Raw genomic sequence first — 26,032 nt, forward strand, 5'->3', positions numbered from 1 at the left:
GTTTTATTTTACAAAATTACAAAAGACAAAAGGAGGAAAACATAATGGAAAAAGGTAAAAGATTATTATCTTTTATGCTGGCAATTATCATGATGCTGGGCATATTGCCAAGTAATTTGATAAAGGTAAACGCGACAGGGGAAAATGATTATGGTGTTGTAGGTGCCTATAAAGCATATTCCTATAATGAGAAGCTTTATGAAAATCCTGGAGATACAGACGGGGCAGCTAATGAAGTAATCTATATCAAGAAAAATAATGATAATGATCGTTCGACTAAAGGTATGCCAGCCTATTGTTTCAACGCATCTTTGTCAATGGTTGATGTATATGGAAAACTGGATGATGTACCAGATTTTTCTAATCTTACTGATCCAATGCCAACTTATACTAAGATAAACGGTAGTGTTGGTACTACATTCGTTGATTTAGCTGCTGCCGAAAGAATACAAGATAATAATGAATTGACTAAAGCGGTGTTAAAGGTTATCTATAATGGTTATAGAGAAAATGATGGCAATAGAGTTGAGGAAATAAAAAATGCATATAAGAAAAAATATAATGAAGACATTTCAGATGCAGAAGTATATGCTGCGACTCAAAAAGCCATTTGGTATTATACTGACAGCGTAAAGGAATTTGAATTAGGTGATAAGCGTATAGGAAAGCAAATTACAACAAAAGTTTTAAGAGTGTATAGGTTTTTAATTGGAAAAGACGATCATGGATTGGGTTTAGATTTAAAAGATTATACAGGTGGTAAAACTTTAGATTTATACATGCCAGATAGAGGACCAAAGGATACCGGATTGGCATATCAAAATCTGCTAGGAACAGAAATTGTAGATAAAAATGAGACTACTGTAAAAAAACATGATATTACTGTGAAAAAAGTTGATGAAGACGGAAAAAGTAAACTTGCAGGTGCAACTTTACAATTAAAATCAGAGGATAATATAATTTATAAATGGAAGACTGATACAGAGGATAATAATCAATTCAGTAATCCAAGAAAATTCCACCTTCAAGCAGGTAAGTATGAATTATCTGAAATAGCTGCTCCAGAAGGATACAAAAAGGCAGATCCGATTACATTTACTGTTGATGGCCAAGGTAAAGTAAATGGTAAAACAGAAATTGTGATGACAAATACAAAAATTCCTGTAATGTCTGTAGACGTATCAAAAACATGGAATGATGAGAACGACGGTCCGATAAGCGAAAATGATAAGGAATTTTTAACAGTAAAAGTTAAATTAAAAGCTGATGGGCAAGATGCTAAGGATGCATCTGGCAATGAAGTTACTCCAATACTTTTGAAAAAAGGTGCTTGGAATGGTGAATTTAAAAACCTTCCAATATACCATCCTGGAAAAGAAAATCAACCTAACGAAAAGATAAACTATACAGTTGAAGAGTTAGACATTCCAGCTGAATTTAAGAGAGTAGCTGGACAGAATGATACGGTTACTGGTGATAATAATGGTGATACAAAGTCAATTGCTTTGGTAAATAAGAAAACAAAGACACCAGACAAACCGGAAGTTAAAAGTGAAGCTAGAGTTAACAGAATACAAGTTAATAAAAAATGGTCATCACAAGATAAAAAATCAAATAAAGAGGTATACTTTGAACTTTGGAAAGAAGTAGAAGGTAAGCAATCAAAAGTTACAAAAGATGACTTCCCTGAAGGCATGGGTAATATAGACAATCCACAAAAATTAGGAAATGGTCAAAGTGTTACTTGGCGAAATTTATTTGTTAAAGAAGAATTCCAAAACAAGAATTTTAAATTCTTAGTTAAAGAAGTTGATTCAAAAGGTAACGCATGGGAAGATGAAGAAAATGGCTATCCAGCTAATGACACTGTCTATGATGGAGCAGTACAACCTAATGGTATGGCAAAGCTATTTGAAGTTACTAATACCTATAAAGAACCAACACCTAAACCAGAAGCAAAAGAAATAATCATATCAAAGACAAAATTAGGTGGAGTAGAAGTAGAAGGAGCAGAAATCGAAATCTACAAGGCAGATGGACAAACAATAGCAACAGATAAAATAACAGGACAAGCTGCTAAGTGGACATCAGAAAAAGCAGAAAAACACCTAAAACTAGAAGTAGGAGAATATATCTTCAAAGAAGTAGCAGCACCAGAAGGACTACAAAAAATAACAGAACTAAAATTCAAAGTAAAAGCAGATGGAAAAGTTGAAGTTCTATCAAAAGGAACGAACGAAGACAAAACAGAAGCGACAGTACAAGTCAATGGAAACAAGCTAACTGTAGAAGATAAGGCAAAAGAAGTTAAGCCAGAAGTAAAAGAAATAATCATATCAAAGACAAAATTAGGTGGAGAAGAAGTAGAAGGAGCAGAAATCGAAATCTACAAGGCAGATGGACAAACAATAGCAACAGATAAAATAACAGGAAAAGATGCTAAGTGGACATCAGAAAAAGCAGAAAAACACCTAAAACTAGAAGTAGGAGAATATATCTTCAAAGAAGTAGCAGCACCAGAAGGACTACAAAAAATAACAGAACTAAAATTCAAAGTAAAAGCAGATGGAAAAGTTGAAGTTCTATCAAAAGGAACGAACGAAGACAAAACAGAAGCGACAGTACAAGTCAATGGAAACAAGCTAACTGTAGAAGATAAGGCAAAAGAAGTTAAGCCAGAAGTAAAAGAAATAATCATATCAAAGACAAAATTAGGTGGAGAAGAAGTAGAAGGAGCAGAAATCGAAATCTACAAGGCAGATGGACAAACAATAGCAACAGATAAAATAACAGGACAAGCTGCTAAGTGGAAATCAGAAAAAGCAGAAAAACACCTAAAACTAGAAGTAGGAGAATATATCTTCAAAGAAGTAGCAGCACCAGAAGGACTACAAAAAATAACAGAACTAAAATTCAAAGTAAAAGCAGATGGAAAAGTTGAAGTTCTATCAAAAGGAACGAACGAAGACAAAACAGAAGCGACAGTACAAGTCAATGGAAACAAGCTAACTGTAGAAGATAAGGCAAAAGAAGTTAAGCCAGAAGTAAAAGAAATAATCATATCAAAGACAAAATTAGGTGGAGAAGAAGTAGAAGGAGCAGAAATCGAAATCTACAAGGCAGATGGACAAACAATAGCAACAGATAAAATAACAGGACAAGCTGCTAAGTGGAAATCAGAAAAAGCAGAAAAACACCTAAAACTAGAAGTAGGAGAATATATCTTCAAAGAAGTAGCAGCACCAGAAGGACTACAAAAAATAACAGAACTAAAATTTGAAGTAAAAGCAGATGGAAAAGTTGAAGTTCTATCAAAAGGAACGAACGAAGACAAAACAGAAGCGACAGTACAAGTCAATGGAAACAAGCTAACTGTAGAAGATAAGGCAAAAGAAGAGGATAATCCAGTAGTACCAGGACCGGGTCCAAAAGAAGAAACAGCAACAGTAAAATTCTCAAAACAAGATATAGAAGGCAGAGAACTTGCTGGAGCAAGGATTGTTTTAGCTGGAGATAATGGTTATAGAAATGAATGGACTTCTAATGGAAGCACAGAAGAATTCACACTAAAAGAAGGAAGATATACTTTTAGAGAAATTTCAACACCTGATAACAGTAAATATGAGTTTGCTACAGAAATTACGTTTGAAGTAGTTAAAGATAACGGAAAATTAAAGATTCAAAACGTAATAGTTGGTACTGGAAATAGAGAATTAGCAGATGGAACCTTAGTAATGGTTGATGATTATAAGAGAAATGATAATCCATATGTACCTGTTTATCCAAGACCATCTGAACCGAACAGAGATGCAGAAGTAAGATTCTCAAAACAAAATCTTGCTGGAAAAGAACTTGCTGGAGCACAAATAGAGCTTATAAGAGACGGTAGAGTTATAGATTCTTGGAAGACTACAGGTGTGGATAGAACATTTAACCTTAGTGAAGGAACTTATGTCTTTAGAGAGACTATTGCACCGGAAGGATACAAGATATCTACTGATATAACTTTCACAGTTACAAGAAATGGTGAAATTATAAATGTTGGGGCAACAGGTAAAAATTATGTTGCTGGAAGTCTTGTGGTGATGGTTGATGATTATAAGGATTCAGAAATACCAACTGAACCAACTAAGCCAAACACAGAGGATCCTACAAAACCAACTGAACCAACTAAGCCAAATACAGAAGATCCTAAAAAAGAAGATAAGCCAATTATAGAAGATGCTAAACAGGAAAAAGATGGCGACAACTCAGATGACAATGGAGTTGTAGCAGACAACAATGACAATGGTTTTGATGACAACTATAATAATGCTAAACATCTTCCAAAGACAGGGGATGGAGTAAATCCTATAGTTTATGCTGGAGCTATGGTATTAGCGGGGGCAGCTTTAGGAATTTTAGGTTTTAGAAAATTGAGAATTTCAAGAAAGTAATATCTCTAAATTAAAACTTATAAAAAACAGGCAGAAACTTTTTATTCTGTCTGTTTTGTTTTATAATGTTTTAAAACACAGGAGACTAAAATGAAAAGAGAAAAAATAAATAATGGTAGATTGAGTGCCTATTTAATGATAATTACTGGAGTAGTGTTGGTGATGGTAGCAGTTTATTATTACACTGGCACTATGGCAAGGATTGAGGAGAGAAGGCTTCAGATAGAGAGAGAAAAGGAAATATTAGTTCAGGAGTTGGAAACTCACAGTGAAGATGTTGTGGAGCAACCTGAACCTAAAGAGGAAAGGTCATTTTTACCAAACACTTTAGGTTTTTTAGAAATTGAAAAATTGGAAGTTACTCTTCCTATATTTCCGGATGCAACTCGAAAGTCCTTGAGGGATGGTGTTGGTGTTATAGAAACCACAGATGCACCATCTAGCGAGATGAATACTACGTCGGCCATTGCTGGACACAGGGGCGGATATAATGCCAAGCAAACTTTTTTTAAGATTGATACTTTGAAGAGTGGTGATTTGATTAAGGTAATCACCGCTGATGGAGAGTTGGTATATGCTGTGACTGGGTCTGAAGTGATTGAGCCGACTGATTGGAGTAAGTTTGGTAGAGAGGAAGACAAGTCAAAGCTTATTTTGATGACATGTCATCCTTATCCGGTGAACAACAAGAGATTGTTGGTGTATTCTGAATTGGTTGAGGTAAATTAATTTAGAGGTTAGATTTTGAATATGTAAGAATCCGATTCGAAAGAGTCGGATTTTTTGTTGTGAGAAATTTGTTTGGGGATTATTGTAGGGGACGCACGAATGATAATGAGGTCGTCCCGTTGTATCCATAGCCGAACGATAGCCAAAGATGTTGTTGTAATATTGATGTTGGAATTAATACCAAAAAAATCATTTGTAAATCGTGAATTTCATCATACACAAACTGTAACGGGCGGGCTTCGCCGCCCCTACGACGGTACGGCCTCACGCTGTTCGTGCGTACCCTACGAATTATTGACCCAAGAATAAATGTTTTATAAATATAACCTTGGGTATAATTATCTCTAAGTAGAGACAATTTGGGTGATACAGATGAGTAATTTAGAATTAAAAAATTTTATTGCATTGCATAGAACTGTTATAAAAATGGATAGGATTCTTTCTAGGATTTTTGATTCTTATGGTTTGACTACAGGGCAGTTTGCAGTATTAGAAGCTCTTTATCACAAGGGAGATTTGACAATAGGGCAGGTGCAAGAAAAGATCCTTTCGACAAGTGGGACAATGCCTCTGATAGTTAAAAATTTAGAGGGGAGAAAGTTATTAGAAAAGTTTTCAGACCCTAACGATGGGAGAAGATGTATCTTGCACATAACCGAAGATGGTATGTGTCTTATGCAGAAAGTTTTTCCTGTGGTGGAAGATAAGATTGTAGAGATGTTTGGTCATTTATCAACTGAAAAGAAAGATGAATTGCTGGGGATTTTGAAGTTATTCAGGGAGGAATTATGAATAGAAAAGTAGCAAAAAAGGTGACTGGATTTAGAACGCAAGATGGTGCATAAAGACTCTCTTGGAAATGAAGATGAAATTTTGGGATTGTTCATATCGTCTGAAAAGCTGGACGAGCCAATAGCTTGGGGTGGGCCAATAGTTATGAACACGAGGAGTGAATTGGAACAGGCTTTTGCAGATTTACAAACAGGAAGATTTATAAGAGATAATTTAGTTTTTGATAAAGGAGAATGAAGATGTTTAAAGGTTTAGAAAAGAGAAGATCATATTACAACATAGGAAAGAATATACCAATTAGTGATGAAGAACTTATCAAGTTGGTGCAAGATGTGACATTGGTGGTGCCGGATGCTTTTAATATGCAAAGTCAGAGAGTTGTGGTTGCGCTTGGAGCAAAACAGGAGCAATTGTGGGACAAGATTTATGATGTATTTGAAGGAAAGGTTCCAAGAGAGAAGATAGATTCTTTTAAAGCAGGTCACGGAACAATTTTATATTTCACTGATAGAAAAACTGTTAGCGACGTGCAAGCTCAAATCCCAGATTATGCAGAGGGTTTTGAAATTTGGAGTAAACATTCTATGGGAATGCTTCAACTTGCAATTTGGACAGAGCTTAGGGACAAAGAAATAGGTGCTTCTCTACAACATTACAATCCGGTTATAGACGAGGCTGTGAGAGAGCTTTTTGATATTCCTGAGAAGTGGGAGTTGATTGCTCAAATGCCTTTTGGTGAAATTTTGGAAGAGCCGGAAGCAAAAGAAAAGTTGGTAATTGACGAGAGAGTTAGAGTATTTAAATAAATTTTAGGCAGTGTTATTTGTAGCACTGCTTTATTTATGTTTTAATGTTTAGAAATACTTTATGTTGAAATTTAAAGAAACAATAAGGGTAAAATAAAAAACGAGGTGAGTTATGAAGATAGTACCAATTAGAGCATTTAAAGATAATTATATATGGGCGATAGTGGACGAACGGGATTTGGTGGTGGTAGATCCTGGTGAGTCAAAGCCGGTTATAGATTTTATTGAAGAACAAATTTTAAGTTTAAAAGCAATTCTACTTACTCATAAACATTCTGATCACACAGGTGGAGTGGAAGAGCTTGTGGAGAGATATAAACCTACTGTATACGGGCCGAGTGAAACGAAAAACTTAAATAGCAATAGTTTGTCTGATGGAGATGAGATAGAGGTATTAAATAGAGGGTTTAGAGTTATAAAGACTGCGGGACATACTGAAGAGCACATTTCATACTTGGTTGAAGACAATTTATTTTGTGGAGATTCACTTTTCTTGGCTGGGTGCGGTAGAGTGTTTACAGGAGATTATGAAGAGCAGTACAGGACTATTCAAAAATTTAAGTCTTTGGATGATGGGGTTAAAGTCTATGCAGCGCATGAGTATTCAGTTACCAATTTGAATTTTGCAAGAGAGGTTAAGCCTTGTGAAGATGTGGAGTTGGTTATGAATAAGGTTAGTAAATTAATTTCTAAAGATTTACCTTCGTTGCCATCTAATATAGGATGTGAGAGAAAAATAAATCCATTTTTTAAGGCTAAGGATATTGTAGAGTTTAAAGGGTTTAGAGATATACGAGATAATTTTTGATTTATACAATAATTAACAATAAATTAAGGTTAGATTCTTATAATATAAGTTAAATTATATCAAATTCATATTTTTTGTTTTAGAAATGGAATATTTGTTTGAATTGCATTATAATAGCTATGCAAAATAATTTGAAATTTAGACTATTTAAAGTCGACGATGGTTAAAATTAAAAGAGTAATAATTTTTAATGTAAGAAGTGCAACCAAGATTGAGTTTTCAGTTTTGGTTTGGGGGAAATATATGATAATAAAATTGAGAAGCAATGTACAGGAGGCCCAATTAAAAGAGTTGATAGCTCGAATAGAAAAGCGTGGGTTAACTGTAGAGTGTTCTAAAGGAAATGAAATACAATTAATTGAAGTAATTGGAAACACTGAAAAAGTTGATTTGAGTGAAATACTAAAGATGGATTGTGTAGATGAAGTCTTTAGAAAGCAAGACAATGCTAAGAAATTTAGCAGACAATACAAACCACAAGACACTATCATAACTTTAGAAAATGGTACAAAAATAGGTGGAGGAAACTTTTTACTAATAGCAGGTCCTTGTTCTGTTGAATCGGAAGAACAAGTGATAGAGATTGCTAAGAGTGTAAAGAAGTCTGGAGCAAATGTACTTAGAGGTGGGGCATTCAAACCTCGTACGTCACCTTACGACTTTCAAGGAATTGGCATGGATGGTCTGAAGATTTTATCAAAAGCTAAGGCGGAAACAGGACTTCCTATAGTTTCGGAGATAATGAATATAAATCTTTTGGACCAATATGATGATGTAGATATTCTCCAAGTTGGGGCTAGAAATATGCAAAATTTTGAACTTTTAAAGGAACTTGGAAGAGTGAATAAGCCAATACTTTTAAAGAGAGGACTTTCAGCAACTTATAATGAGCTCTTATCATCAGCTGAATATATATTAAATGCCGGAAATCCAAATGTAATTCTATGCGAAAGAGGTATAAGAACTTTTGAGACATTCACAAGAAACACATTGGATATCTCATCTGTGCCTGTGCTTCACGAAAAGACACATCTTCCAGTTATAATAGATCCGTCTCATGCGGCGGGAATGGCTAGAATGGTAAGACCTCTTTCTCTTGGCGCTGTTGGAGCGGGAGCGGACGGACTTATAATCGAAGTGCATAATGATCCAGAAAATGCTCTTTGTGATGGTGCTCAATCTCTAAGACCGGAAGAGTTTGAGAGAACTGCGAGAGATGTATTTAAGCTTAGAAAGACTTTAAGTGAGTTTTAACTGAAAGAAGGATAATTTTGGAGAAAGTTACGGTATCTACTTCAAGTAAATATGAAATTTTAATAGAAAAGGGACTTCGCAAAAAAGTAAAAGACCTATTGCCTAAGAAAGATGATTGTAAATATATTTTATTGACTGATGAGAATGTCGATAGGCTATATGGTGCTGAAATGTCAGCTGAATTATCTGAATACAAGGTTATAAAATATGTTTTAAAACCTGGTGAGAATTCAAAGTCTTTTGAAGAACTTCAAAAATTTCTTGAGTTTATGGCAAGAGAGGACGTCAATGCAAGTGACATATTAATAGCCTTTGGTGGCGGAGTTGTGGGTGATTTCGGTGGCTTTGCAGCTGGAATTTACAGAAGGGGCATTGAGTACATTCAACTTCCAACAACTCTACTTTCTCAAGTTGATTCTTCGGTTGGAGGAAAGACGGCTGTCAATTTAAGCGAAGGCAAGAATATGGTCGGCTTATTTAAGCAACCTTTGGCTGTGTATTGTGACCCGGACTTTTTTAAGACTTTAGAAGACCAAGACTTCAGTTCCGGAGTTGGAGAGGTTATAAAGTATGGAGTGCTCTTTGACAGAGAACTTTTTGAAGTTTTGAGCCATGGAATAGATAAAAATCAAGATCTATCTCAAATTGTAAAAAAATGTGTGGAGTTGAAGAGAGACATTGTTGAAGCAGACGAGTATGACAATGGAAAGAGACAACTTTTAAATTTAGGACACACACTTGCTCATGCGATAGAGATAAAAGCTGAATATGGTATAACTCATGGAAGAGCAGTTGCCATAGGGACTATGGTTATGGTGAGAGCTTGCAAAGAAGAGGGAATATTTATCGGAGAGGTTCAACAAGTAGAAAACTGTATGCAGAGAAATAATTTGCCTACAAGCACTGAATTTTCTGTCGAAGAATTGTTTGAGTTGATAGAGAGAGACAAAAAACGAAGAGGCTCTTATATAAATGAAATTTTAATAGAAGAAATTGGAAAGTGTAGATTACAGAAATTTGATTTCACAGGGCTGAGACAGTTGATAGAAAAGGGAATAAAATGAAAATAATATCTTCGAGATTGACCGGAAAGATAGATGCTATTCCATCTAAGTCGTATGCACATAGGGCGCTTATATGTGCGGCGCTTGCAGATGGAATATCTAATATATATTTTGACAAGACATCAGATGATATAGATGCGACCATTGGTGCGCTAATAGAACTTGGTGCGAAAATTAACAAAAGAATATATGGCGTAGAAGTTAGGGGAATATCCAAAGGGGAATTCCCCCATCTTAATATGCGGGAAAGTGGCTCGACATTTAGATTTCTGCTTCCTGTGAGTGCAACTCTATATGAGGAGTGTAGCTTTATGGGAGAGGGTAGACTTCCTGAAAGGCCAATCTCTGATTTGATGGAAGTTATGAAGTTAAACGGGGTTGAGTTCGATAGAGAGAAACTACCTTTTAAAACATTTGGAAATTTAAAAGCGGGACACTATAAACTTGCGGGAAATGTCAGTTCGCAATATATATCCGGGCTATTAATGGCTGCTCCAATTATGGATAAAGCTGTTGAGATAGCACTTACTACAGAGCTAGAGTCTAAGGGATATGTCGATATGACAGTTCAGGTTATGCGTGAGTTTGGAGCGAATGTAGATTTTAGAGATGGAATTTATAGTGTTGAGCCAATAGGGTATAAAAATAGAGACTATGTTGTAGAGGGAGATTGGTCTAATGCTGCATTCTTTTTAGTGGCTGGAGCGATATCTGATAAGATAGAAATGAATAATCTAAATAGTGATAGTTTACAAGGTGACAGAAAAGTATTAGAAATTTTAAAAGATTTTGGTGCTGAAGTTGAGTTTGGAGATACTATAACTGTGGCTAAAAGGGATATGAGAAATATAGATGTTGATTTAAGAGATGTGCCTGATTTACTTCCTATACTCTCTGTGTTGGCAGCTTCTGTGAATGACGGTGTATCTAAGTTTTATAATGGAGAGAGACTTAGATTTAAAGAGAGCGACAGGCTTAGTACAACTGCGGAGCTGATAACTAACTTGGGTGGAAGAGTTGAAGAAAAAGAAACGGAATTGTGGGTGTATGGCACAAATGGACTTAGGGGTGGAGTTGTAAATTCACACAATGACCACAGAATAGCAATGGCTAGTGCAATAGCATCTCTGATAAGCGAAGGAGATATATTTTTAAATGGTGCTGAGGCTGTGAACAAGTCATACCCAAAATTCTTTGAAGATTTTAAGAAGTTAGGAGGGAAATATGAGCTCTAGTTTTGGAAAAAATATCGTCGTTACAATATTTGGAGAGTCTCACGGCAATTCAATAGGAGTAGTTATAGACGGATTGCCTATAGGGGAAAAAATAGATTTAGAAAAATTAAATGAGTTTATGTCAAGACGTGCTCCTGGGAAAAATAAATATGGTACAAAGCGCAAAGAGAGAGATTTGCCTAAGTTTATAGCTGGAGTTCAAGATGGCAAGATAGTTGCAAATACAATTTGTGCAGTTATAGAAAATAGCGATCAACGTTCTTCGGACTATGAGCAGTTTAAGGACACACCAAGGCCATCACATGCAGACTATGTGGCATATATGAAGTACGGGAAAGACTTTGACATGAGAGGTTCCGGATCGTTCTCAGGCAGACTTACTGCACCGCTTTGCATAGCCGGTGGGATTGCTAAGCAGATTTTAGAAAAGAAGGGCATAGAGGTTCAATCTCACATAAATAGGGTTGGAGGGATAAGTGATATATCCCTAGACTATGCAAATCCTGATATGGAATCTCTTAAAGAATGTGTAAAAAAAGAAATACCTGTGGTATCAGAGAGTGCAGAAGAAGAAATCAAAAATCTTATAAATAGAATGAGAGATGAAGAAAATTCAGTTGGGGCAGAAATAGAGTGTTTTGCTACGGGACTGCCTGTTGGACTTGGAGAGCCTAACTACGACAGTTTTGATGCAGTGCTTGCAAAGCTTATATTTTCAATACCGGCAGTGAGAGGATTTTCTTTTGGATCGGGATTTGATGCTGTATCAATGACCGGTAAAGAACACAATGATGAATATGTTTTAGACGGCGGAGTTAAGACCAATACCAACAATGCAGGTGGTGTAGTCGGCGGTATAACCAATGGTATGCCAATAGTTTTTAGAACTGCAATTAAACCAACAGCATCAATAGGGCTTAGTCAACGTTCATTCTCTATTTCAGAGAGTGTTGAGAAAGATTTAGAGATAAAGGGGCGACACGATCCATGCATAGGCATTAGAATACTGCCTGTTATTGAGTCTATGTGCGCACTGGCAATCTTAGATTTTATGGAGTATTAAATGGGATACGGCTTACTTGGAGAAAAATTAGGGCATAGTTTTTCTAAAGACATACACAAGTTAATAGGCGGATATGAATATGAACTCTATGAGAAAAATATAGAAGAAATCCCAAGTTTTTTAGAGAGTGGAATAGATGGATTTAATGTGACTATTCCGTATAAGATAGAAATCATGAAATACTTGGACGAAGTTGGAGATAATGCCAAAAAAATCGGATGTGTAAACACAGTTGTAAATAGGAATGGAAAGTGGATAGGTGAAAACACAGATTATTTTGGGTTTGAGTACACTTTGGAAAGTCTCGGAGAAGATATTTCTTCTGCAATCATACTTGGAGATGGGGCAACTTCTAAGACAGTTGCAACTGTATTGAGTGACAAACAAATTAAATTTCATAAATTATCCAGAAAAACACATCCTTATTATTTGCAAATAGATGAGTTTTTAGATGTGGATTTGGTGGTGAATACAACTCCTGTTGGAATGTACCCGAACAATGGAGAGAGTTTAATTTCTCTAAAGAAGTTTAAAAACCTAAAAGCTGTTGTGGATGTAGTCTACAATCCCATAATTACACCGATTTTATTTGAAGCCAGAGAGCTAAATATTCCAAACTCAAATGGTCTATTGATGTTGGTGGCCCAGGCTGTAAAAGCCGCTGAGATATTTACTGGAATGAGTGAAGTCGAGAAGATTGATAGCATTAGAACTGAAATAATGAAGAACAGAAATTTAATTCTAATTGGAATGCCTGATTCTGGAAAGAGCAGTGTGGGGCCAAAGATAGCTGAAAGGCTAGGAAGAGAGTTTGTAGATTTAGATTCTGAAATTGAAGAATTTGCACAGAAGAGCATACCTGAGATTTTTAGCGAAGACGGGGAAGATGTCTTTAGAAGTATAGAGACCAAAATTTGTAAGAAGTTTGGGAAATTAAATGGACTTGTTATTTCAACCGGCGGAGGAGTTGTAACCAAGAGAGAAAATTACAGACCTCTTAAGCAAAATGGAAAGATATATCTTTTGAAAAGAGAACTAAAAGATTTAAATTTGTCCAATAGACCGCTATCTAAAGAATATGGCACAGCGGAAGAATTATGGAATAAAAGACGAGAACAATATTTAGAATTTGCAGACAAAATAGTGGTGAACACAGATATTGAAAAGTCTGTAGAAGAAATAGTAGGGGATTTTTATGGAAATATTGGTAATTAACGGCCCGAATATAAATATGCTGGGAATTAGAGAAAAAGAACTCTACGGAGCGCAAACTTATGAGAGTTTGTTGGGCTTGATACGTGAGTTTTGTGCAGAGAAAGATGTGAAAGTTTCTTTTTTTCAATCTAATCACGAAGGTGCAATAGTAGATGAAATTCAAAGTGCCTATGGAAAGTACCAAGGGATAGTAATTAATCCTGCCGCATACACTCACACATCAGTTGCAATTTTAGATGCGCTAAAGGCTGTAAACATTCCAACTGTTGAAGTACACATAACAGACACTTCTAAACGAGAAGACTTTAGAAAAGTATCATACGTCAGACTATTTGCCGAACACACAATTCAAGGGCATGGATTTGATGGATATTTAGAGGCGATAGATTACTTGATAGAAAACTATGGATAATAGATATAAGGAATGGGGAAGTACTGAATAAAGTACAAGTTATATTTTTAATTTTTTTAGCGGCGTTTATTTATATGTTGAATTGCAGGAGTTTAGGTTTAAAATAAAAATCAAATATAAAAGCAAAAAGGCCGGTTAAACCGACCTTTTTTAGTTAGAGTATAGTTAGGAAAATTTATCTTTCAGCCATTAAAATTTCGATTTCATCTTCGTTTATACCAACCATAGCTTCACCAAGATTTTTAGAAACTTCAGCGATAACAGCAGGGTTGTCGAAATTAGCAACAGCTTTAACGATAGCTTGTGCACGTTTTTCAGGATTTCCGCTCTTGAAGATTCCGCTTCCAACGAATACACCTTCAGCTCCAAGTTGTCTCATAAGAGCAGCATCTGCAGGAGTGGCAACTCCACCAGCAGAGAAATTCAATACTGGCAATTTTCTATTAGCATGAACATATTCAAGTAAGTCTACAGGCACTTGTAACAATTTAGCTCTGTGGAATAATTCGTCAGGACGAAGAGCGGCTACTTCAGCCATTTCTCTTTGGATAGTTCTCATGTGAGTTACAGCTTGAACTACGTCTCCAGTACCAGCTTCACCTTTTGTACGGATCATAGCAGCACCTTCTGAAATTCTTCTAAGAGCTTCGCCTAAGTTTCTGCAACCGCAAACGAAAGGTGTATTAAAAGCTCTTTTATTTATGTGGTGTTCATGATCTGCAGGAGAGAGAACTTCAGATTCGTCTATATAGTCAATTCCCAAAGATTCAAGAATTTGTGCCTCAACAAAATGTCCGATTCTTGCCTTAGCCATAACTGGAATTGAAACTGCGTTCATTATATCTAAAATAATTTGTGGGTCGCTCATACGGCTTACTCCACCGGCAGCTCTGATGTCAGCAGGAACTCTTTCAAGAGCCATTACTGCAACAGCTCCGGCTGCTTCAGCTATTTTTGCTTGTTCAGGATTAGTTACATCCATGATAACTCCGCCAGCTAATTGTTTATGTATGTCTTCTCTAGAATATTTAGTCATTTTATACCTCCGTGTTTATATAAATCAATTATAGTGGTAAAATGGAACCATAAAAAGGTTCAAAATAAATAAAATAAAAGGGTCCAGATATGATTACACTACACTTTGAAGATAAGACAAAACTTTACGAACAGATATACACTTACTTTAGTGAACAGATAAAGTTAGGCAATTTAAAATGGAAAGATAAACTACCGTCGAGAAGGTCTCTGTCGCAGCACTTAGGAGTTAGTTTAAATACGGTAAAAATGGCCTATGAACAACTCGCTGAGGAAGGATATATAGTTTCTGATGAGAGGAGAGGTTTTTTTGTAGACAAGTTACACACAGAGGGATTTAATATTTCGCATGAAAATATAGATTTTGAAAAGCCGAAGGTTAAAGAATACAAATACAATTTTTCTCATAACTCAATAGATATGAACAAGCTACCTGTGTCGGTGTTAAAAAGGTGTGCCAATGATGCAATGCAGGCACTGACTAACACTGAGAGGCAAAAGGGTGGATTGTGGTCTTTGAGAATTGAGATTGCTAAATATTTAAGAGAGCGAAGAGGGGTAATCACGTCTCCTGAAAATATAATTGTCACAGGAGGATATGGGGAGCACATATTTATACTTATGGCAATTATAGATAGTCCTGTTTTTGCAATGGAAGATCCGGGTTATAAAAAGACTTTAGACACGATAAATGAGATAACTGCAAAAGTATATAGAATTCCATTGGATAAATATGGTTTTTCAGTTGCAAATCTTGAAAATACAAATGCAAATATAGCTATTGTCACACCAAATCACCAATTTCCTACGGGCACTATTATGGTGCTTAGACGCCGTCAGAGGCTTTTAGAGTGGGCGGAAAAGGGAGAGAGGTATATAGTTGAGGATGATTATGACAGTGACTTTAAATACGTTGGAAGCCCTATACCGGCTTTGAAGAGTTTGGATAAGAATGACAAAGTGATTTTGTCAGGTTCGTTTTCAAAATCAGTTGGACAATTTTTAGGGGTGTCGTATCTTGTACTGCCGGACAAATTAAAAGAGAAATATAAAAAAACTTATATACCAACTTCAGGAGCATCTATTATTCAACAAAATATACTCGAAAGATTTATGTCGACAGGTGGATTTGAAAAGCATTTAAACAGAATGAATGCACACTATCGAAAGAAGAGAAGTGTTTTGATAAAGGCATTTAAAAAAGATGGATTAGAAATCTTGGGTGCGGATGCCGGGATGCATTTTATTTTGAGAGTTGATACAAAACTTTGGAATCTAAATAATTTAGCAGAGAGATTGGAAGAAAATTCGATAAGATTGAATACAGTTTCTGATTACAGTTTAAATGAATCGTATAAAAAAGATTTGATAATAGGATTTGGTGGAATTGAAGAGGGCGAATTAGAAAAAACAGCATATAAATTATTAGAAGTTCTTAAATATTAAATTTAAGGACTTTTTTATTTTGTAAATACACCACTTTGTTATGGAACATAAGTAAAGAAAACATTTAAAAAATGAGTTTAAAAATAAAATAAATAGGGAATAAAAAGTATTTAAAAAATCTTACATAAATATCAATGAAATTTTCTTTAAATTTACATAAAACAGATATACAAAAGGGTCCATTATTTGATATATTATATAGTAATGACAAAAATAATATTTTAATATTATTTGCATATTACGGAGGAAGAAAATTGAAAAAAGTAGTCGCATCTATGTTAGTGGCGATAACATTGTTGGGAACTATTCCGATAAAGAGCATGGCTAAAGAAGTTTCTTCACAAGCGGGAAGTTTGATAGAAGATAACACTGGAAGTTTAGTCAGTAACGAAGAAAATGTTGTAAAAGACAATAAGAAAGACAATGAAGTAGTTCTAAAATCAGCGGAAGAACCACATAGAGATAAAAAACAATCTGAGCCAAAACCAGAAACTAAAGAAGAAGTAAAAAATACTCCACCGGCAAGTCCTGAAGTGCCAAATGTTACACAAAGGATAGAAAATGCACCTAAAGGTGATGTACTTAGAGAAATAATCAGAAATTATAATCCTAAAATTATAATGAATGAACAATCTGGTATAGAAAATAATAAAGTAGTAAGCTTTGAAGAAAATTTAATTCAATCTAGCAAAAATTTTCAAGTGGAGACAATTCAAACTGCAAATGGTATTTTAACAACTAAATTAGAATATCAAATAGTTTTAGATGAAAATGGAAATCCAAGTCATATATTATGGATATATAAAACTAAATTGGATAGAGAAGACAAAAATAAGGTAAATCTAAAAGTAGATTATATAACTGTTAGTGATATGGGGTTAGGATATCCTCTAATAATTGAAGAAGAGACAAACCCTCATGTATTAGAAGATCAAAATTTAAACCCATACACAAACATAACTTATAGCGATATAAACAGCCAAATAGAAAAGCTAAGAGAAAACCAAAATGCAAAGATACAATCTACAACTCAAACAGTAGAGGGTGGAGAGTTGGTTTCTCAAACGATAATAAAAACACCTATAGTTAGAGCTCAAAAGGACTACACCTTAGTTATAAATACAGGACAAAATACAGGAAATATAATTAGTACTTATACTGTTGGAGTAAACGGTAGTCAACATAGTACAGGTGGACAATTACAAGGTATTTTGGAAGGCGATAAAATAATTTGGGAAAAGATTTATGCTAACACTACAAATACAGAACAGATAGTGCAGATAAATCTAACTCCAGATGAGGCGCAAAAGTTAACTAAAAAAATTACAGCCAATATCTATAGACCTACAGAAGAAGGATATATAGAAAAAGTTGAAGGATTGAGTAACTCAAAGGAAACTTTAAGCGAAAAAGAAAAAATAGATATTTTAGAAAAGCTGTCTGAAAATCAAATAAGTAGAGAGCTTAAAACTCAAATGACAACTTATGGTATATTTAAATTGGCAGTTGAACAATTAGAAAAACAAGCGGAAGCTTTAGAAGAACAACTGTATTCTACAGAAGACATTCCTCAAATATTACAAACTGAAAGTGTTGATGTAGTTGAGAACACAAATGTAGTTGAAAACGAAAGTTCAGCTGAAAATGCTGAAGAAACAAAGGAATCTCTTGAATTAGCTAAGTTAATACAAGATAGACTAAATTATTTAAATGAAATTAGATTGAAAATTCAAACTGATACTATAAAAACTGTTAAGCTTGAACCGGGTGAAATAATTGTGGCAGAAATTGAAACTCAAATAGTGGATTCTAAACCGGAATATAAAGTGCCTGGCGGAGTGGTGTTGGTTGAAGAACAATCAAAAGCACCAGAAAATAAATAAATTTATTATGTGAACCTCTTTACCAAAGATAAGGTAGAGAGGTTTTTTATATCTTGAATTGTCAAGTCAAGTGCAACTCCACTGAATGGTAAACCTCATAAGGCGTTTTCCAGTTTAAACATTTACGTGGTCGACGATTGATCTCTTCTATTTTCGCTTCAATGTAGCTATCCGATTGGTCAATATCTTTTGTTTTTGGAAAGTATTCTCTTAATAGACCATTTGTATTTTCATTGGTACCTCTTTGACATGGGTGGTGGGGCAACGGGAAATAGAATTCAACAAGAGAGAGTTGTTGTGAAACTTCAGGATGCTTTGAAAATTCTTTCCCTCTGTCAGGCGTGATGCTTTGAAGGGGCTTATTCTTCAATAGTTCAATCATGGCTTGCTTAACACATTGGGCAGTCTTCTTTGGTATTTTTCGACAAAGTAGGTAGCGACTCTTCCGATCAGTTAGTGTGAGTAGACATACCTTGCCAGTTTTACCTGCCACCGTATCCGCTTCCCAATCGCCTAAGCGCTGTCTTTTTTCTGTTGCATCCGGTCGTTCGGATATGGAATTGGTGATTGGGATTTTACCGCGTCTTTCTTCATAGGATTTGGTATGCCTTGTTTTACTGCGATGTCTTAATTTTCTAATACATCCTCTATTACTTCTCGAGAGATTCGGCTCGTCAAAAAGGCCAGAATAAATGGCTCGATAAATTATGGTGAAGCTTATGCTATAAACATTCTCTTCGTATTTTAAACGGGCCGCGATCTGTTCCAGAGACCACTGATACTCTAAGAATAACGACTTTACCTTTTGGAAAATGAGGTATCGTCTAACTTCTTTTGAGGACGACATGTTTTTCTTCTAGTGGTATAAAGCGCTTGTGCGTCACAAGGTAGATAACTTCCTTGTAAAGAGTTTCTCTTTAACTCACGGCAAATTGATGATTTGTTGCGTCCTAATTTAATGGCTATCTCAGATTGATTTAAGACAATATCCATATAACGCTTTAGCAACTCACACTATTTTAGTGTAAAATGAGAATAATGATTCATCGTTCCTCCTGGTTGATTGGTTTTCATCGACATAATTTTACCAGAAAACGGTGAATTATTTTTTGTTGTACTTAAATTGTAAATTCAAGATGAAGAAATAGATTTGAAATCTATTTAGAAAAAAATCAAAATAGAATTGACTTTTAGAAGGTTTAGATATACTATCTATTTAGAAATATTTCTAAATAGGTGATGTGAATGAATAAGAGGACGAGTTTAAAAGTTTTTGTTATGGGAATGCTATGTTTTTTTGTATCTCAAATGGTTATTAGAATACCACTTTTAAACTATTTGAATTCGAATTTTTTATATTCTATATTTTCAACTAAGCACCAAATTTTAATGGGAATATTTATTCCTTTGAGTGCAGGTGTTTTTGAAGAATGTGGAAGATACATATTCAAAGATAAATGTTTAAAGAGCAAGGGTGAGTTCTTTGAACCAATAGTTTTTGGGTTGGGTCATGGACTTATGGAAGTAGCAATGATATTAGTAAGCTCAGTAGGTGTTGGAAAAATATCTACGGTAGAATTAACTATTGGATTGTATGAGAGAGTATTAGCAGTGATTTTTCATATATGTATGAGTGTTCTAGTATGGAGAGGTTTTATTTTAGACAGAAAGATAAAACATTTATTGATAGCAATTTTTATACATTTTATTTTTGACTATTGGATTGTGTTAGTGAACCAATTTAAAATTAATATGTTTAATACGTATTTAATGTGGTCAGTTGTAGATTTGCTATTGATAGTTTATATCTTTAAAGTTAAAGAGAATTGGAGGAGCGAATGAAGAAGTTTTTAGTTTCAGTCATTATGTTAGTTGTTTTTATAACAGCTTGTGGAAGAACGAATAGTGTTGAAAATTCTGATAAATATATTACAACAGGTCAGGATATAATAAATAAACTTAATGAGAATGATTTTGAAGAAATAAGAAAAGTGAGTGTTGATGAATTTAAAGAAGGACTAAATGAAACTATATGTGATGCTGTAGTTAAAGACTTAGCATCCAAAGGAAAGTTTTTGTCTTTTGAAAAGAATCAAGTTTTTTCTCAAAAGGATAAGAAAACAAATAAAGAATATTTTGTATTAGTACAAGAAGCAAAATATGAAAATGGTAAATTGACATTTACACTTACATTTGATGAGAATGATAAATTAGGAGGACTATACTACAAATAAGAGGGAAAAATGAGCTTAGAAAAAACTTTTAAGGCGTTAGCTGATAAGAACAGAAGAGAAATTTTAAGTCTTTTAAAGAGGAAGAGTTTGACTGCTGGAGAAATTTCAGAAAATTTTGACATGACCAATGCAACTTTAAGTTACCATCTTCAAATTTTAAAAGATGCGGGGTTAATTTTTGATGAAAAGGACAAAAATTTTAGAGTATATTCTTTAAATGCATCAGTGTTTGAAGAAGTATTGGCATATTTTTTTGAGTTTAGGAGTGATGAGGATGAGAAATAAAAAAAATATTTTAGTCAGTTTTATATTGATGTTGGTACCATTAGCCATTGGAGCGTTTTTCTATAGCAAGATGCCGGAGCAATTGCCGACTCATTTTGGTCTAGATGGCAACCCGGATAAGTTTTCTTCTAAGGCTGTAGCACTTTTTCAGATGCCAATTATAATGGTGGGTGTGCAGTTGATTATGGTATTTATGCTAAACAAAGACCCTAGGAAAAAATATCAAAGTGAAAAATTATATATAATTTCACTTTTTATAATTCCAATTCTGACAATTATGATAAGTTCTCTGACAGTTGCTTATGGAATGGGTTCAAAAGTTGAAATCAATAGAATTATAATAGTGGCTATTTCATTGCTATTTGTAGTCATGGGGAACTTTTTACCTAAGTCAAAGAGAAATTACACAATGGGGATTAAAAACCCATGGACTTTGAGCAGTGATGTAATTTGGGAAAAGACACACAGGCTTGGAGGCTATACATTTGTGATTTCAGGGATAGTTGGAATCGTGTTTGGTTTAGTTTTAAAGAACTCAGCTTTTGCTATACTTATGTTGATTATGGCAGCGGGAATTATACCAACTGTCTACTCATACATCCTATATGAAAGAGAAAATAAACAATAAGTTTTTAAAGGCGAGTATACTTTTGTGTATTCGCCTAAATTATATAAAAAATAATTTGAATAAAAATAAAATTAATAAACTAAAATAAAAATTAGGATTTGGCTTAAGATTAGGAATTAAAAATAATTAATTATTGACACAGGGGACGTATTAATGTATATTTAGTCGAGAAAGAAGTTACTTTTAATTTAGTGCGGGACGCTAAAAAGGTAAACACATATCTTTTTGGCTTAGTGCGCTCCAAAAGAGGAGGAAATATGCTAAGACATTTAATACAACCGTTAGATTTTACAACTGAAGAGTTTGATGATTTATTTAGACTGGCAAATAAAATTATACAAAGTCCTGAAAATTATTTGGATGTTTGTAAAGGGAAATTATTGGCTAGTCTTTTTTTTGAGCCATCGACAAGAACAAGATTATCTTTTGAATCTGCAATGCTAAGACTTGGTGGACAAGTCGTTGGATTTTCAGACGCAAAAGTTTCTTCTACAGCTAAGGGAGAATCACTTCAAGATACTATCAGAACTGTAGAAAATTATGCAGACATTTGTGCTATGAGACATCCTAAAGAAGGGGCTGCTCTTTTAGCTTCAAAGGCAATGACAAGAATGCCAATAATAAATGCTGGAGATGGTGGTCATCAACATCCAACTCAAACTCTAACAGATTTATTGACAATAGATTTCTATAAAAAGAGATTTGATAATTTAACAATAGGACTTTGTGGAGATTTAAAATTTGGTAGAACAATTCACTCTTTAGTAAGAGCGATGAACAGATACGAAGGTGTGAAATTTGTATTTATATCTCCAGACGAGTTGAAAATGCCAAAGACTTTTAAAGACGAAATAGCTGAAGAAAACTACACTGAAACTGATGACCTTGCAGGAGCTATTAAAGATGGCCTTGATATCTTATATATGTCAAGGGTTCAAAGAGAAAGATTTGTATCTGAAGAAGAATATTTAAGATTAAAAGATTTCTTCATATTAGATAAAGAAAAAATGGATTTGGCAAAAGAAGATATGATAGTTCTTCACCCACTTCCAAGAGTAAATGAAATTTCAACTGAAATTGACGATGATCCAAGAGCTGTTTATTTTGAACAAGCTAGATTTGGTATGTATGTTAGAATGGCACTTATAATGTTCTTATTGGGATTGGAGGGTTAAGATGATAAACGTATCAAAGATTAAAAAAGGTATAGTGTTAGACCATATTGAAGCTGGAAAAGCTAAGATTATATACAATGCACTTAAGTTAGATCGAGTAAAGGACCCAGTAGTTGTAATGCAATCTATTCAATCAACAGGAATGGGTAAGAAGGATTTAATAAAAATCGAAACAGATTTTGAACTTGACTATACAGTGCTTGGTTTAATAGCACCACATATTACAGTTAACTTTGTTGAAGGTGGAGAGAGAGTTAAAAAAGTTAGACTTGAACTACCTAAGGAAGTTGAAGGAATAATGAAGTGTAAGAACCCAAGATGTATAAGCAACATTGAAAAAGTAAAAGATCATAAATTTACTTTGGCAAACGCTGAGACAGAAGAATACAAATGTGAATATTGTGATTCACTTACAAAATATAACGAGTAAAAATGGCAAAAGTAATATATAACAAACACATAGACTTAAATTATTACTTGATTAAGATTGACCAAGTGGACGAAGTAAAACCAGGACAATTTTATATGCTAAGAGCGTGGGATAAATATCCTACACTTTCAAGACCGATATCCATATATGATGTGGAAGAAGATGGAATAGTGTTCTTTTATGAAGTTAGGGGAGAAGGAACAAAGATAATCAGAGATTTAAAACCTGGTGATGAGATAAAGGCTGATGGTCCACATGGAAATAACTTTGAATACAAGGGGATAGATGAAATATCTTTAGTCGGAGGCTCTGTTGGAGCAGCACCTTTTTATTATCTTATAAAATGTTTGAAGAGAGAAAATTCTCAAATTAAAATCGACTTCTATATAGGTGAAAGAGAAACTCAAAATTTAGAAAAGGCATTTGAAGGATTGGATGTAAATTTCATCATAAAAAAAGGTGGATTGATAACAGAAGTTTTAGAGTTTGATAAAAAACTTATATACACTTGCGGACCAAGTGCAATGATGCAAGCTGTTGCAAGCCTTGGAGAGCAAAACGGATGTAAAGTGTATGTATCTTTAGAAAATCGTATGGGATGTGGAGTTGGAGCTTGTCTTTCATGTTCTTGCAAGACTAAGGGCGGAAACAAGAGAGCTTGTGTTGAAGGGCCTGTATTTGATGGGAGTGAACTGGTATGAGAACTAGCGTAGAAATTTTTGGCAAAACTTTAAAAAATCCGCTACTTCCAGCATCAGGAACTTACGGATACGGAGAGGCTTATAGCCAATACTATTCTCCAAGTGAATTGGGAGCTCTTATATCTAAGGGTATAACTTGGAATCCAAAGCCAGGTAATGAGGGCATAAGAATTTGGGAAACTCCAAGCGGAATTTTAAATTCAATTGGATTGGAAAATCCTGGAATACACGAATTTTTAAATGGCAGTTTACAAAAGATGCAAACACTAAATGAAAATGTAATTGTAAATCTTGGTGGGAATACAATTGAAGAGTATATAAATAGTGTGGAACTTTTAAATGACCATGACTTTTTTGCAATAGAATTGAATATATCTTGCCCAAATGTAAAAGAAGGTGGAATGGCATTTGGTATAGAGTCTGAAACTGCAGCAGAAGTTACAAAAATTGTAAAGGCACATACAAAACACAATTTGATTGTGAAATTGTCACCTAATGCAAGAAATATAGTGGAATGTGCAAAGGCGGTGGAAGAAGCCGGAGCTGACAGTGTATCTCTTATAAATACTGTGCTTGGAATGGCAATAGATCCATATCAAGAAAAAGCTGTGTTCAACAATACTTATGCAGGGCTTTCAGGGCCTGCTGTAAAACCTATAGCTCTTAGAATGGTTCATCAAGTTGCAAAAAATGTTAATATACCTGTAGTTGCAGCGGGTGGGATCTCAACTGGACTTGACGTTGCAGAGTTTATGATGGCTGGAGCTACTTTAGTTCAAATAGGAACTGCAAACTTTATGAATCCAAATGCAGTAGTTGATATTCTAAAAGATTTTGATGAATTCTTAAAAGAAAAAGATAAGACTGCTACAGAGATAATAGGAATTATATAAATAGAATTTAAAAATAGTTAGCCTAGTGATGTGTACCCATAAAACTGGACACAATATTTAATTAATTATTAGTGGATGCTAACCTATATTTTGTAGGTGGCATCCATTTTGTTTTTGATTGAATCCTTTCGTTGTTGTAATAGTAAATATATTCCTCTATTGCTTTTGAAAATTCTTCAAAAGAGCTATAACTCTTTTCATAACCATAATAAATTTCATTTTTTAATCTTCCAAAGAATGTCTCCATTATGGAGTTATCATAGCAATTACCTTTTCTTGACATTGATTGTCTTATGCCATGTTTTTTAAGCTCATTTACATAATATTCATGTTGGTATTGCCAACCTTGATCTGAATGTAGTATTAAGTTATCTAGTTTTGGAAATTTGTTAAATGCTTTTTTCAACATATTTGATATCTGATTTAAGTTAGGACTTAAGGATAGGTCGTAAGAGATTATCTCATTGGTATACATATCAAGTATTGGAGATATGTAGCATTTACCCCAAGAGAATTTAAATTCTGACACATCTGTGGTCCATTTTTGTAGAGGTTTATCTGCCTTGAAATATCTATTTATTATATTATTAGCTACTTTACCTACCTTCCCCTTATATGAGTGATATTTTTCCTTAGATCTTTTTCCAAATAGTTTTAGCTCATGCATTATTCTTTGAACTCTTTTATGATTTATGATATAACCTTGATTTATCAACTCCATATATACTCTTCTTACTCCATATCTTCCTTTGTGGAAGTTAAATATTTGAGTTATTTTATCTGCAATGTGACTATTCTTAATCTTTATCTTATCAACTTTATTTATTTCAAAATAGTATGTTGATCTTGGCATATCAATAGCTTTTAAAAGATATTTTAGTCTGTATCCTTCTTCTTTGAGTTCTTTGATAATCGCTGCTTTTTCGCCTTGAGTTGCGCAGCGTAACGTTCTTCTCTCAAGGCGATCTCTTTTTTTATTATTTCGTTTTCTGCTTTTATATATTCATTTTCTGCTCTAAGTTTTATTAGTTCTTCTCTTTCAGATTCATTAAGTTCTTTTGCTTTATAGATATTTTTATTTTTCATACTTGTATTTTTAGATTTACGACCTCTCTTTTTATTTACAAGACCATTATATCCATAATTTTTATACTTGTTAACCCATGAATAAAGCTGTCCATGATTAATTCCATATTCAACTGCTATAGATGTTATGGAATTTCCAGCTAACACTTTAGATACCATTTCTAATTTCTCATCAGGTGTCCAATTGATATTATTTCCATGTTTTAAAATTTCTGGTCCATGAAGTTCTTCTAACCTAACCCATATTCTAATTGAATCATGAAAGTTTTTTTCGTTGGTCCTTTCAGGTGTATCAGGCCATTTACCATCTCTATACAATTGCACGCTTTCTTTTTTTATTTCATAACTATATTTCATAAAAATACCCTCCTTACTGGTTTGTCCAGTAAAGAGGGTACATATCACTAGGTTAACTATTTTTA

General features: G+C 34.2%; 25 protein-coding genes and 1 pseudogene. 22 read left to right on the plus strand and 4 right to left on the minus strand.

Going from position 1 to position 26,032, the window contains the following annotated elements; translation table 11 throughout:
* The first annotated feature begins 44 nt into the window (after positions 1 to 44).
* From B8869_RS10180 to aroQ, 12 genes are all read left to right on the plus strand, one after another.
* On the plus strand, positions 45 to 4,436 hold the full coding sequence (locus tag B8869_RS10180; protein ID WP_084231509.1) for a SpaA isopeptide-forming pilin-related protein: 4,392 nt from the start codon (positions 45 to 47) through the stop codon (positions 4,434 to 4,436).
* A 90-nt stretch (positions 4,437 to 4,526) separates the two neighbouring features.
* The gene (locus tag B8869_RS10185) at positions 4,527 to 5,165 is read left to right on the plus strand and encodes a class C sortase (RefSeq protein ID WP_084231510.1); all 639 of its coding nucleotides are present in this window, start codon (positions 4,527 to 4,529) and stop codon (positions 5,163 to 5,165) included.
* A gap of 372 nt (positions 5,166 to 5,537) precedes the next feature.
* The gene (locus B8869_RS10190; protein ID WP_084231511.1) at positions 5,538 to 5,957 is read left to right on the plus strand and encodes a MarR family winged helix-turn-helix transcriptional regulator; all 420 of its coding nucleotides are present in this window, start codon (positions 5,538 to 5,540) and stop codon (positions 5,955 to 5,957) included.
* A 42-nt stretch (positions 5,958 to 5,999) separates the two neighbouring features.
* The gene (locus B8869_RS10195) at positions 6,000 to 6,194 is read left to right on the plus strand and encodes a pirin-like C-terminal cupin domain-containing protein (RefSeq protein WP_084231512.1); all 195 of its coding nucleotides are present in this window, start codon (positions 6,000 to 6,002) and stop codon (positions 6,192 to 6,194) included.
* A 2-nt stretch (positions 6,195 to 6,196) separates the two neighbouring features.
* Positions 6,197 to 6,763, plus strand: coding sequence for a nitroreductase family protein (locus B8869_RS10200; protein ID WP_200806005.1), 567 nt, complete (start codon positions 6,197 to 6,199; stop codon positions 6,761 to 6,763).
* Between the two features lie 112 nt (positions 6,764 to 6,875).
* A complete protein-coding gene (gloB, locus tag B8869_RS10205; RefSeq protein ID WP_084231514.1) occupies positions 6,876 to 7,571 on the plus strand; it encodes a hydroxyacylglutathione hydrolase in 696 nt (231 codons plus the stop codon).
* A 243-nt stretch (positions 7,572 to 7,814) separates the two neighbouring features.
* The gene (aroF, locus tag B8869_RS10210; RefSeq protein WP_084231515.1) at positions 7,815 to 8,825 is read left to right on the plus strand and encodes a 3-deoxy-7-phosphoheptulonate synthase; all 1,011 of its coding nucleotides are present in this window, start codon (positions 7,815 to 7,817) and stop codon (positions 8,823 to 8,825) included.
* A gap of 17 nt (positions 8,826 to 8,842) precedes the next feature.
* Complete coding sequence (gene aroB, locus B8869_RS10215) at positions 8,843 to 9,889, plus strand: 3-dehydroquinate synthase (RefSeq protein WP_159445262.1); 1,047 nt, start codon at positions 8,843 to 8,845, stop codon at positions 9,887 to 9,889.
* Complete coding sequence (aroA, locus tag B8869_RS10220; protein WP_084231517.1) at positions 9,886 to 11,124, plus strand: 3-phosphoshikimate 1-carboxyvinyltransferase; 1,239 nt, start codon at positions 9,886 to 9,888, stop codon at positions 11,122 to 11,124. The genes aroB and aroA overlap by 4 nt, the downstream gene beginning before the upstream one ends.
* A complete protein-coding gene (gene aroC / locus B8869_RS10225; protein WP_084231518.1) occupies positions 11,114 to 12,187 on the plus strand; it encodes a chorismate synthase in 1,074 nt (357 codons plus the stop codon). Before aroA ends, aroC begins: the two co-directional genes overlap by 11 nt.
* The gene (locus B8869_RS10230) at positions 12,188 to 13,402 is read left to right on the plus strand and encodes a shikimate kinase (RefSeq protein WP_084231519.1); all 1,215 of its coding nucleotides are present in this window, start codon (positions 12,188 to 12,190) and stop codon (positions 13,400 to 13,402) included.
* A complete protein-coding gene (gene aroQ, locus B8869_RS10235; RefSeq protein ID WP_084231520.1) occupies positions 13,383 to 13,814 on the plus strand; it encodes a type II 3-dehydroquinate dehydratase in 432 nt (143 codons plus the stop codon). The genes B8869_RS10230 and aroQ overlap by 20 nt, the downstream gene beginning before the upstream one ends.
* A 175-nt stretch (positions 13,815 to 13,989) precedes the next feature.
* Here aroQ and pdxS read toward each other — a convergent pair whose 3' ends face one another.
* On the minus strand, positions 13,990 to 14,850 hold the full coding sequence (pdxS, locus tag B8869_RS10240) for a pyridoxal 5'-phosphate synthase lyase subunit PdxS (RefSeq protein WP_084231521.1): 861 nt from the start codon (positions 14,848 to 14,850) through the stop codon (positions 13,990 to 13,992).
* 89 nt (positions 14,851 to 14,939) lie between these two features.
* Here pdxS and pdxR point away from each other — a divergent pair, with 89 nt between their 5' ends.
* Together pdxR and B8869_RS10250 are read left to right on the plus strand one after the other, a co-directional pair.
* Positions 14,940 to 16,295 (plus strand): MocR-like pyridoxine biosynthesis transcription factor PdxR, encoded by a 1,356-nt coding sequence (gene pdxR / locus B8869_RS10245; RefSeq protein ID WP_084231522.1) that lies wholly within the window; start codon positions 14,940 to 14,942, stop codon positions 16,293 to 16,295.
* A gap of 254 nt (positions 16,296 to 16,549) precedes the next feature.
* The gene (locus B8869_RS10250; protein ID WP_144017994.1) at positions 16,550 to 18,178 is read left to right on the plus strand and encodes a hypothetical protein; all 1,629 of its coding nucleotides are present in this window, start codon (positions 16,550 to 16,552) and stop codon (positions 18,176 to 18,178) included.
* 61 nt (positions 18,179 to 18,239) lie between these two features.
* Here B8869_RS10250 and B8869_RS10255 read toward each other — a convergent pair.
* Positions 18,240 to 19,171: pseudogene (locus tag B8869_RS10255) on the minus strand (IS30 family transposase).
* A 252-nt stretch (positions 19,172 to 19,423) separates the two neighbouring features.
* On the opposite strand from B8869_RS10255, the gene B8869_RS10260 reads away from it, so the two are divergent.
* The 8 genes from B8869_RS10260 (at position 19,424) to B8869_RS10295 (ending at position 24,524) form a co-directional block, all read left to right on the plus strand.
* Entirely contained in the window at positions 19,424 to 20,020 is a 597-nt protein-coding gene (locus B8869_RS10260; protein ID WP_084231524.1) for a YhfC family glutamic-type intramembrane protease, read from the plus strand.
* Positions 20,017 to 20,412, plus strand: coding sequence for a DUF3887 domain-containing protein (locus B8869_RS10265; protein ID WP_084231525.1), 396 nt, complete (start codon positions 20,017 to 20,019; stop codon positions 20,410 to 20,412). The genes B8869_RS10260 and B8869_RS10265 overlap by 4 nt, the downstream gene beginning before the upstream one ends.
* A gap of 9 nt (positions 20,413 to 20,421) precedes the next feature.
* Positions 20,422 to 20,697 carry an autorepressor SdpR family transcription factor gene (locus B8869_RS10270; RefSeq protein WP_084231526.1) on the plus strand — a complete coding sequence of 92 codons (276 nt, stop codon included), beginning with the start codon at positions 20,422 to 20,424 and terminating at the stop codon, positions 20,695 to 20,697.
* Positions 20,687 to 21,325 (plus strand): SdpI family protein, encoded by a 639-nt coding sequence (locus B8869_RS10275; RefSeq protein ID WP_159445263.1) that lies wholly within the window; start codon positions 20,687 to 20,689, stop codon positions 21,323 to 21,325. Before B8869_RS10270 ends, B8869_RS10275 begins: the two co-directional genes overlap by 11 nt.
* Before the next feature lie 257 nt (positions 21,326 to 21,582).
* The gene (gene pyrB, locus B8869_RS10280; RefSeq protein WP_084231528.1) at positions 21,583 to 22,500 is read left to right on the plus strand and encodes an aspartate carbamoyltransferase; all 918 of its coding nucleotides are present in this window, start codon (positions 21,583 to 21,585) and stop codon (positions 22,498 to 22,500) included.
* A gap of 1 nt (position 22,501) precedes the next feature.
* Entirely contained in the window at positions 22,502 to 22,930 is a 429-nt protein-coding gene (locus B8869_RS10285; RefSeq protein ID WP_084231529.1) for an aspartate carbamoyltransferase regulatory subunit, read from the plus strand.
* Positions 22,931 to 22,932: 2 nt separating this feature from the next.
* Positions 22,933 to 23,631 carry a dihydroorotate dehydrogenase electron transfer subunit gene (locus B8869_RS10290; protein ID WP_084231530.1) on the plus strand — a complete coding sequence of 233 codons (699 nt, stop codon included), beginning with the start codon at positions 22,933 to 22,935 and terminating at the stop codon, positions 23,629 to 23,631.
* Complete coding sequence (locus B8869_RS10295) at positions 23,628 to 24,524, plus strand: dihydroorotate dehydrogenase (protein ID WP_084231531.1); 897 nt, start codon at positions 23,628 to 23,630, stop codon at positions 24,522 to 24,524. Before B8869_RS10290 ends, B8869_RS10295 begins: the two co-directional genes overlap by 4 nt.
* 61 nt (positions 24,525 to 24,585) lie before the next feature.
* Here the strand turns inward: B8869_RS10295 and B8869_RS10300 are convergent, their stop codons facing one another.
* Positions 24,586 to 25,437, minus strand: a complete 852-nt coding sequence (locus B8869_RS10300) for an IS3 family transposase (protein WP_159445251.1) — start codon at positions 25,435 to 25,437, stop codon at positions 24,586 to 24,588.
* Positions 25,401 to 25,967 carry a helix-turn-helix domain-containing protein gene (locus tag B8869_RS10305; protein WP_084231532.1) on the minus strand — a complete coding sequence of 189 codons (567 nt, stop codon included), beginning with the start codon at positions 25,965 to 25,967 and terminating at the stop codon, positions 25,401 to 25,403. The genes B8869_RS10300 and B8869_RS10305 overlap by 37 nt, the downstream gene beginning before the upstream one ends.
* Between the last annotated feature and the right edge of the window lie 65 nt (positions 25,968 to 26,032).

It is taken from the genome of Peptoniphilus asaccharolyticus DSM 20463, from assembly GCF_900176115.1.
Lineage (GTDB): Bacteria > Bacillota > Clostridia > Tissierellales > Peptoniphilaceae > Peptoniphilus > Peptoniphilus asaccharolyticus.

Bases quoted from the DNA above. Each gene is read 5' to 3' on its own strand.
- B8869_RS10180 (WP_084231509.1), top strand. From the start codon at position 45: ATGGAAAAAGGTAAAAGATTATTATCTTTTATGCTGGCAATTATCATG.
- B8869_RS10185 (WP_084231510.1), top strand. From the start codon at position 4,527: ATGAAAAGAGAAAAAATAAATAATGGTAGATTGAGTGCCTATTTAATG.
- B8869_RS10190 (WP_084231511.1), top strand. From the start codon at position 5,538: ATGAGTAATTTAGAATTAAAAAATTTTATTGCATTGCATAGAACTGTT.
- B8869_RS10195 (WP_084231512.1), top strand. From the start codon at position 6,000: ATGGTGCATAAAGACTCTCTTGGAAATGAAGATGAAATTTTGGGATTG.
- B8869_RS10200 (WP_200806005.1), top strand. From the start codon at position 6,197: ATGTTTAAAGGTTTAGAAAAGAGAAGATCATATTACAACATAGGAAAG.
- gloB (WP_084231514.1), top strand. From the start codon at position 6,876: ATGAAGATAGTACCAATTAGAGCATTTAAAGATAATTATATATGGGCG.
- aroF (WP_084231515.1), top strand. From the start codon at position 7,815: ATGATAATAAAATTGAGAAGCAATGTACAGGAGGCCCAATTAAAAGAG.
- aroA (WP_084231517.1), top strand. From the start codon at position 9,886: ATGAAAATAATATCTTCGAGATTGACCGGAAAGATAGATGCTATTCCA.
- aroC (WP_084231518.1), top strand. From the start codon at position 11,114: ATGAGCTCTAGTTTTGGAAAAAATATCGTCGTTACAATATTTGGAGAG.
- B8869_RS10230 (WP_084231519.1), top strand. From the start codon at position 12,188: ATGGGATACGGCTTACTTGGAGAAAAATTAGGGCATAGTTTTTCTAAA.
- aroQ (WP_084231520.1), top strand. From the start codon at position 13,383: ATGGAAATATTGGTAATTAACGGCCCGAATATAAATATGCTGGGAATT.
- pdxS (WP_084231521.1), bottom strand. From the start codon at position 14,850: ATGACTAAATATTCTAGAGAAGACATACATAAACAATTAGCTGGCGGA.
- pdxR (WP_084231522.1), top strand. From the start codon at position 14,940: ATGATTACACTACACTTTGAAGATAAGACAAAACTTTACGAACAGATA.
- B8869_RS10260 (WP_084231524.1), top strand. From the start codon at position 19,424: ATGAATAAGAGGACGAGTTTAAAAGTTTTTGTTATGGGAATGCTATGT.
- B8869_RS10265 (WP_084231525.1), top strand. From the start codon at position 20,017: ATGAAGAAGTTTTTAGTTTCAGTCATTATGTTAGTTGTTTTTATAACA.
- B8869_RS10270 (WP_084231526.1), top strand. From the start codon at position 20,422: ATGAGCTTAGAAAAAACTTTTAAGGCGTTAGCTGATAAGAACAGAAGA.
- B8869_RS10275 (WP_159445263.1), top strand. From the start codon at position 20,687: ATGAGAAATAAAAAAAATATTTTAGTCAGTTTTATATTGATGTTGGTA.
- pyrB (WP_084231528.1), top strand. From the start codon at position 21,583: ATGCTAAGACATTTAATACAACCGTTAGATTTTACAACTGAAGAGTTT.
- B8869_RS10285 (WP_084231529.1), top strand. From the start codon at position 22,502: ATGATAAACGTATCAAAGATTAAAAAAGGTATAGTGTTAGACCATATT.
- B8869_RS10290 (WP_084231530.1), top strand. From the start codon at position 22,933: ATGGCAAAAGTAATATATAACAAACACATAGACTTAAATTATTACTTG.
- B8869_RS10295 (WP_084231531.1), top strand. From the start codon at position 23,628: ATGAGAACTAGCGTAGAAATTTTTGGCAAAACTTTAAAAAATCCGCTA.
- B8869_RS10305 (WP_084231532.1), bottom strand. From the start codon at position 25,967: ATGAAATATAGTTATGAAATAAAAAAAGAAAGCGTGCAATTGTATAGA.